This is a genomic window from Mesotoga infera, from assembly GCA_011045915.1.
Classification (GTDB): Bacteria; Thermotogota; Thermotogae; order Petrotogales; family Kosmotogaceae; genus Mesotoga; species Mesotoga infera_D.
In genome coordinates this window covers 1-7238 of the sequence record DSBT01000045.1, presented here as the reverse complement: position 1 = coordinate 7238, position 7238 = coordinate 1, and the positions used below count along the sequence as shown (strand labels likewise).

The 7238-nt window shown below is 46.9% G+C and carries 7 protein-coding genes; 3 read left to right on the top strand and 4 right to left on the bottom strand.

Going from position 1 to position 7238, the window contains the following annotated elements:
- Positions 1–161: 161 nt before the first annotated feature.
- The 3 genes from ENN47_01245 to ENN47_01235 all read right to left on the bottom strand — a co-directional run bounded on the left by ENN47_01245 (position 162) and on the right by ENN47_01235 (position 2749).
- Positions 162–908: a phosphohydrolase gene (locus tag ENN47_01245; GenBank protein HDP76817.1), complete on the bottom strand. Its 747-nt coding sequence runs from the start codon at positions 906–908 to the stop codon at positions 162–164.
- A gap of 96 nt (positions 909–1004) precedes the next feature.
- On the bottom strand, positions 1005–2162 hold the full coding sequence (locus ENN47_01240; protein ID HDP76816.1) for a glycosyltransferase: 1158 nt from the start codon (positions 2160–2162) through the stop codon (positions 1005–1007).
- Complete coding sequence (locus ENN47_01235; GenBank protein ID HDP76815.1) at positions 2159–2749, bottom strand: hypothetical protein; 591 nt, start codon at positions 2747–2749, stop codon at positions 2159–2161. Before ENN47_01235 ends, ENN47_01240 begins: the two co-directional genes overlap by 4 nt.
- Before the next feature lie 354 nt (positions 2750–3103).
- On the opposite strand from ENN47_01235, the gene ENN47_01230 reads away from it, so the two are divergent.
- The 3 genes from ENN47_01230 to ENN47_01220 are packed head-to-tail and all read left to right on the top strand — an operon-like array spanning position 3104 to position 5961.
- On the top strand, positions 3104–4333 hold the full coding sequence (locus tag ENN47_01230) for a peptidase (GenBank protein HDP76814.1): 1230 nt from the start codon (positions 3104–3106) through the stop codon (positions 4331–4333).
- On the top strand, positions 4334–5464 hold the full coding sequence (locus ENN47_01225; protein ID HDP76813.1) for a beta-aspartyl-peptidase: 1131 nt from the start codon (positions 4334–4336) through the stop codon (positions 5462–5464).
- Between the two features lie 5 nt (positions 5465–5469).
- Positions 5470–5961, top strand: a complete 492-nt coding sequence (locus ENN47_01220) for a flavodoxin family protein (GenBank protein ID HDP76812.1) — start codon at positions 5470–5472, stop codon at positions 5959–5961.
- Positions 5962–5963: 2 nt separating this feature from the next.
- On the opposite strand, the gene ENN47_01215 is transcribed toward ENN47_01220, so the two are convergent.
- Positions 5964–6512, bottom strand: coding sequence for a manganese efflux pump (locus ENN47_01215; GenBank protein HDP76811.1), 549 nt, complete (start codon positions 6510–6512; stop codon positions 5964–5966).
- Positions 6513–7238 lie beyond the last annotated feature (726 nt).

Here is a 7238-nt window from a genome sequence, read left to right as displayed (position 1 = left end):
GGAATTATCGCAAAGAACATATTAACCTCCATAGGGAGAGAGAAAATTTGATCGATTATATCATGGTATTACATAGATTCGAAGCCATCTTTAAGAGATCGGGCGGAAAGAGATGAAGGCAGCAGGAACTTGTAAGGAATCGACTGGAGATTCTATGGAATTCAGAATTCGATGAACAAGATCTCGGGAGGACTTGCCAGTCTACCGGGAAACCATCCTCCGACTCCCCTTGTCACGAAGATCTTTGTTCCGTCGGGTTCGTATAGACCTCTGAAGAAGTCTCCGCTGAATCCCCTTGAGGTCTTCAGTATAGTCTCGGTCAACCAGGGTATATAGAACTGGCCTCCATGTGTATGTCCAGCCAGTACCAGGTCATACTTCTCTAGAATGTCCATGTGTTCTTCAAGCAGATTTGGCGCGTGTACCATCAGTATCTTCAGATCGTAATTGTCTTCGGGCAGAAATCTAGTCCATGAGAAGTAATGGTGAGAAGGAGTCCCCGTCAATCCCAGTTTTTTGTCTGCAATCTGGATTATTGCCGAACGGGTATGGACCACGTTTATTCCCAGTTCCTCATAAATCCTCTCCATAACGTCCGTTTCCGATTCTTCCCAGTTTCCGTAGACGGCATATACCGGCGCAATTCTGGCAAGTTCGGAGAAGTAACTTTTCATGTACTCCATATCCGTGTAAGGGGACAAAACATCGCCCCCAAATAGAATCAGATCTACTCCTTCTTCGACGAGTCTTTCAAGAAGGTGATCGTGAATAGGCTTCTTGGTCCAGATATGAATATCGGCAAAGAAAGCAATTTTCGCCGAAGGTTCTTCCGAGAACGTGAGCCTCTCGATCGTCAGAATGTTCGGTTCTATAAAAAAAACGTAGGCGATAATGCCTGCAACAATCAACCAGATCTTCCAATGCTTCAAAAAACCATTCCCTTGAAAAGTTGTGTCATACGATCAGATTCTACATGATTATTCGACTGGCGGTTCAGGCAAGCACTAAAATAAGCGTGATTTCTTCTTTACAAGCACCCTACCTTTCCATTTCGTAGCTCCGCAAAGGTGAACAATTATCGAATGGAATCCGATAATTGATGAGATGAGAGTGATCAGCGGATATAGGAAAATCGCCAGGGGCCTGAGTGAAAACTTTACGCTCGCGAGTAACCACATGCCGAATGAGAGTGTCAGACTAATCAGAGAGAGAATCCCTGCAGACTCTGGAATGGCGGCTCCAAAGATGAATAGTAAAGCCACTATGAGAGGAAAGAAGTCCAAAGTAAGCATCCAACCCCAAACAAAGGCAGCGGGGAGTATTCTGTAGTCAAACAGGGAGAAGTAATTCTTGAGAAAGCCTAAATATGCTGCTTTGAATCCACCGTACATTTTGCACTCTACAAGATCTGACGCATCGTACAGTCTCCACTTCATTCCTGCTTTCTTTATCAGTCTGCCAAGAGAGATATCATCGACGCCGTGGTCCTTCACTGCCTCATGGCCTCCTATTGAGAGATAGGACAGCCTTCTGAACATCATGAACTGACCGCTTGTTACCGCGAGTGATTTAAACCTCTTGCCATAAGCGATTACGAGTGGAAAGATCGAGAAGACACTGTGAATCATGAATGGTATCGTTATCAATTCTCCCAGAGTGTCGGTCCTCTCCTTGACAATGGCTGTCAACAGATCTGTTCTTTCCTTAATCATGACGCCTGTCGCTTGAGAAACTGTGGAGGAAGCGTGAACGGTATCGGCATCTGTAAAGAGAAGTATCTCTCCCTTCGCTTCTCTTGCAAGCTGGTGGCATGCCCAGTGCTTCCCGAGCCATCCTTCTGGCAAAGCTTCTCCCTTAATTATTCTCAGCTTGTTGGATTCACTTCTAATTGATTCAAGGATTTGGAGTGTTGCGTCAGATGAGTTATCGTCGAGTACGATCAATTCAAGATTGCGATAATCTTGATTCAGAAGGGAGTAAACGCACTTCGAGATGTTTTTCTCTTCGTTTCTGGCAGGAATCAGTACCGACACCAGAGGGCCGTAGAGAATCCCTTCGAAACGGCTGATCTTTCTCATCAGTATCGCATTGGAGACTGAAATTACAGACATCATTCCCAGGAAGAGGGCGACTGATATTGACTGAAAGAGAAGAGAGCTCATCTACTCTTCCTCCGAAACCTGAATGCTATGGGAAAAGCAAGCTGATCCCTGTGTTTGAAAGCAAGGACTGAAGCGTTAATCGCCCATATGGAGATAGCGACCGCGTCCATTTGAATGACGAGAAAGATAAGCAGGCCGCACATGCTCAGAATTACCTTCCAGCCATCGGTTCTGGGATTTATGACGAACGAGAACAACAACATGAACGCTCCGATTATTGAAGGGCCGACCCATTGGGTTAGGCCTGACCAGATGCCGAAAGAGACCGCTACGGCCTTGCCTCCATTCATTTTCAGAAAGGGTGAGAAAGCGTGACCCAGGACCGGAGAGACCGCAACGGGCACTATCTCCCAGCCGGAAATTCCTCCAATTGAAAGGGCGAGCAACACGGGCAGATACCCCTTGAAATAGTCGAGAGCCATTGCAAAAAGCCCGAGCAAGAGCCCTGCTCCTCTTATCACGTTAGTAGATCCCGGGTTGCCGTCTCCAATTTTCGAGATCTTCTGAAGAGTCTTCTTCTCGTATATTATTTTGGAGTACATTACTGAGCCAGAAAAAAAGCCGATGAGAGTCCACAGGATGAACATTTAGCCCTCCCCTTCGGGATTGAGAAAATCACTTTCTCCATTCTCTTGACGCCTGATATGGTTGGCGAAGGAGACATTTCTCCGCTATTGCCAGTCCGGACTCTTCGCCAGGTATAGTTCTCAATGACAGCCTTTCATTTCTGCAAATGACCTACGAAGCAGTGAGCAGACTGTCTGTTGCGCCAGTCAGATTCTGCTATGTCAAGTACTCGCTTTACCGGTACGTTGCTGCTCATGTAAGAATTATACATAGTTTATTCAGCGAGGCTCTTTTCTTTAGAACAACTGGCTGGATGTCTGTAAGACCTCACGTAGATGATAAAATCTCATCGAATATCAGAAAGGATGGTGAAGATGAAAAGAATTCTATCCGTGTTTTTCCTCTTGGTCTCATTAGCACTGCCACTTCTCGCTCATGCTTTGGAGGATGTATCCGTAGAGGAGTGGAGGCAGGACATCGGGTTTCTCGAAGAGAGACTGTCGAGAACTCACCCTAATCCCTATTTCAAGACGGACGAGGGTACGTTCAGACAGCTTCTGCGAAGTCTGGAACGCGATCTGGAGGACCTGTCGTCGAGCGAGATCTACACAAGGCTTACAGAAATCGTCGCATCGATTGGAGACGGCCACACTGCGATCTATCCCGATAGCAGGCTTGCCGTGTATCCGATTTACACTTACTGGTTTACTGATGGGCTTTATATAGTCGCTACATCTGAAAGTGAAAAGCACCTGCTGAACTGCAGAGTAGTTGAGATTGCGGGCATGGAAGTCGATGACGCTCTGGAAAGGTTGAAGAAGGTTGTATCATATGACAATGAGTGGGGATTTCTCCAATCTCACTCTGATTATTTGAACAAAGAAGAGATTATGAAAGGTCTGGGAATGGTTGAAGCAGATGGGGAGCTTCTTCTTAAAGTCGAAAAGGAAGGAAAGATAATAGAAGCCTCCGTAAAGCCTCAAAGAGAAGTATTTCACTGGTTACAGAAGAGAGCGGATGAGATTGACAGAACCTATCAAGGAAGGAAGTACTGGTATCAGTATTACCCCGATTCAGGAGTCCTCCACTTTCATTATGCTTCATGTGGTTCGGAAAGAGGAAACCCGTTCATACTGTTTAATTGCAGAATGTTTCTATTCACCTGGACCAACCCAGTAAGCAAATTCGTCCTTGATCTCAGGGGAAATGGAGGAGGCAGCTCAGTAGTTCTGGAACCTTTCATTCTGAGAATGATGATAGATTGGAGATTGAACAGAACTGGAAAGCTCTTTGTTCTAATCGATCGCGGAACCTTCTCTTCGGCAGTTCTCAATGCCATTTCCATGAGAAAACGCACAAACGCGATCTTTGTGGGTGAACCGACCGGTGGCAGTCCGAGACATTATGGTGAAGTGAAGAGATTTCAGCTGCCCAACTCGGAAATTGCCGTAAGTTGTTCAACCACTTATTGGAAGACCACATCCGATACATCGGAAGCTTTTATGCCGGATATATTGACAGTGAGATCCTTCCAGGACTACTATGAAATGCGAGATCTAGCCTTTGAAGCCGTTATGACCTATGGATCGGAAGGGGAGGAATAGATGTTAACTCTGTTTAAGAACGTTGAAGTATTTGCTCCGGAACCTCTCGGAAGGAATGACATTCTGATTTCTGGAGAGAGAATTGTCGAAATCGATGAAGGGATAGACGAATCGGCAGTTAGGTCACTCAATGGAGAGATATTCGACTTTAGCGAGTCTTATGCGGTTCCCGGATTTGTTGACGGACACGTCCACCTAATTGGTGGAGGAGGAGAGGGAGGCTTTTCATCAAGAACTGCTGAAGGTTCTTCACAGCAATTCGCCGAAGTCGGAACCACGACGGTTGTAGGAATGTTGGGCACCGATGGTGTTACCAGAGATCATGCTTCGCTGCTTGCAAAGGTTAGGGACTTCCGAAACTCCGGGATAGATTCTTACATGCTGACAGGCTCTTACAGATACCCTCTGAAGACGCTTACGGGGGATCTTATGAGGGATATCGTGTTCATTCCCGAGATAATCGGTGTGGGCGAGGTGGCCGTCTCTGATCATAGAAGCAGCAACCTTAGTTCCACAGAGCTTCAGAGATTTGCAATGGACGCGCGTGTGGCCGGAATGCTTTCCGGCAAGGCAGGAGTGACTGTCCTGCATCTTGGAGATGGACAGGAGAAGCTTAAGCCGCTTCATGAAGCAGTCGCCGATGGAACTCTCAATCCCCGACAGATTATCCCCACGCACATCTGTCGATCGGAGGAGCTCTTGAGTCAGGGCATCGACTGGGTGAGCAAAAAGGGCGGATATATTGACATCACTGCTGATGAACACAGAACACACCTGGTTCTAAAAGACATCTTCAGCAAGAAGATAAGATTCGACAGGATCTGTGTCTCTTCTGACGGTCTCGGTTCTCTTCCCAGATTCGATGATGAAAAGAACCTGGTCGGGATAAGGTCGGCACCGGTCGATACTCTTTTGAAGACTTTCACAAGTTTGGTCAGAGACAGAGGGCTTCCGATACATGAAGCTTTGAAGCCTTTTACGGCAAATCCGTCCGCATTCTATCACTTGCAGAGAAACGGGATTGGACTTCTCAAGAGTGGAGGCTATGCAAACATCTTGTTCATTGACCGGGATTTCCAGATAGTCGATGTGATTTCCAGTGGAAGATCAATTTTGGAAAATAGGGGATGATCAATGTGAAACTCTGTGCAGTTTATTACAGCAGAACCGGTTCGACAAAGGAAATTGCGGAAAGCTTTGCAGATTCAATTGGTGCAAAGCTTTTCAAACTTGAAGATGAAAAGCCAGGGAAATCGATATCCGGGTTCTCCGCGCTGCTTGGCCTTGGAAGTCCTTTGAAAGAACCTCTTCCAGATGTCGGCGATTTCGAGTTCGTGGTGCTGCTAACTCCTATCTTCGCCTGGCATCCTTCGCCTCAGATGAATACATTCGTCAAAAAGGCCGATCTGAAAGGCAAGAGTGTGTTCCTGGTGGGTGTAGGAGCCGGTGAGACAAATGAGAAAGCCCTAAAGAGGTTCTCCGCAAAAGTTGAGAAGGCTGGCGCGAATGTTGTCGGCACGAAGAACTTCAAAGGATTACAGATGAAACAGGATTTGAAGGAGGTCAAGTCGAATCTTATAGAAAGCGGGAAGCAATTGGTCGGAATCATCGAAAGACTAGTCCAATAGACCTAGTAGAGATGTTCGAAGAGGATTCTTGTGCCAATCGAGATCAACACGATCCCTCCGACTGCTTCCATCAATTTGCCGAATTTCCGCCCCAGTTTCTGCCCGCCCGTTATTCCCAGAGCGGACAGAGTGGCGGTAATCAGCCCCGTCATTACGGCAGTGAGGATGATTGGATTTCCAAGAAACGCATACGCGCTTCCAACAGCCAGGGCATCGATAGAGGTAGCTATCGCAAGCAAGATGAGCGTAAGGCCTCTAGTTCGATCCTTGCATGAGACCTCTTCTTCTCTGTCCAAAGATTCGAGCAGCATCTTTCCGCCGATAATTCCAAGAAGAATGAAGGCAATCCAGTGATCGAAATCCATTATGTAGTTTCGAAAACTTGCTGCGAGGAAGTATCCGATGATCGGCATTCCAAACTGGAAGAATCCGAAATGGAATGCAACCCTGAAAACATGTCTGTGAGTTACATCCTCCAGAGAAATTCCAGTACATATTGAAACGGCAAACGCGTCAAGTGCTAGGCCGGTTGCTACGAGCAGGTTCTCCATCTACAGCTCCTGGTGTGAGATACCTAGATAGTAACACATCAAGCTGTAGAAAATCCTTGGCATAAGCAGAATCTACCACGACTGATTCTCTAAATCGTCGCGAAACCGCTTCGATTATGGCGTTACATCCACTTCACGGGACTTGAATCAGAGGTTCTCTGGAGATCGTTAAGGAGTAATCTCCTCCGCCGTAATTTCTTATGACCTTCAGATACCACAATCCCCCTTCACTCGTAACTGAATGACTGATGGTTTGCTCACCGCTGTAGTTGTTTGAGTAAGCAACTTGATTGCCGTTCGCGTTGTAAAGGTACAAGTGAACCTCCCGCCGGAAGAGCTCAGAGCAATATTGAGAACGCCTGAGGGCAGGGAGGTCAGTGCATACCAGTCACTGTCATCTTTGCTGAGAAGGTAGCCGGTGTAAGTTGCAGCGAACTGTGTGACAAACGGCAGCGGAGTAGATTCCGAAAGAGCATCGCCCGCGTCGCCACCCGAACTCGCATCGTCCTGCTGGAGCTTCTGAACGCTGAATGAATAATCGCCTTCCCCTGAACTCCTCGAGACTCTTATATAATGGTTTCCTGTGTTCTTTGTGCAGAAAATAATGCTGCCGGCTTCTGTGCCGACTGTTATGCTGTTTGCCATTGTCAGACTGTCTCTTGAGGAGTATCTCAGTGACAGGTTGTAGGTCAGCCCTCCCGCTGGATCGGACTCTACGGTTATGAT

What these genes read in the sequence shown, in the direction of transcription:
- ENN47_01225 (HDP76813.1), top strand. Translation starts at nt 4,334, where the DNA reads ATGTTAACTCTGTTTAAGAACGTTGAAGTATTTGCTCCGGAACCTCTC.
- ENN47_01215 (HDP76811.1), bottom strand. Translation starts at nt 6,512, where the DNA reads ATGGAGAACCTGCTCGTAGCAACCGGCCTAGCACTTGACGCGTTTGCC.
- ENN47_01235 (HDP76815.1), bottom strand. Translation starts at nt 2,749, where the DNA reads ATGTTCATCCTGTGGACTCTCATCGGCTTTTTTTCTGGCTCAGTAATG.
- ENN47_01240 (HDP76816.1), bottom strand. Translation starts at nt 2,162, where the DNA reads ATGAGCTCTCTTCTCTTTCAGTCAATATCAGTCGCCCTCTTCCTGGGA.
- ENN47_01230 (HDP76814.1), top strand. Translation starts at nt 3,104, where the DNA reads ATGAAAAGAATTCTATCCGTGTTTTTCCTCTTGGTCTCATTAGCACTG.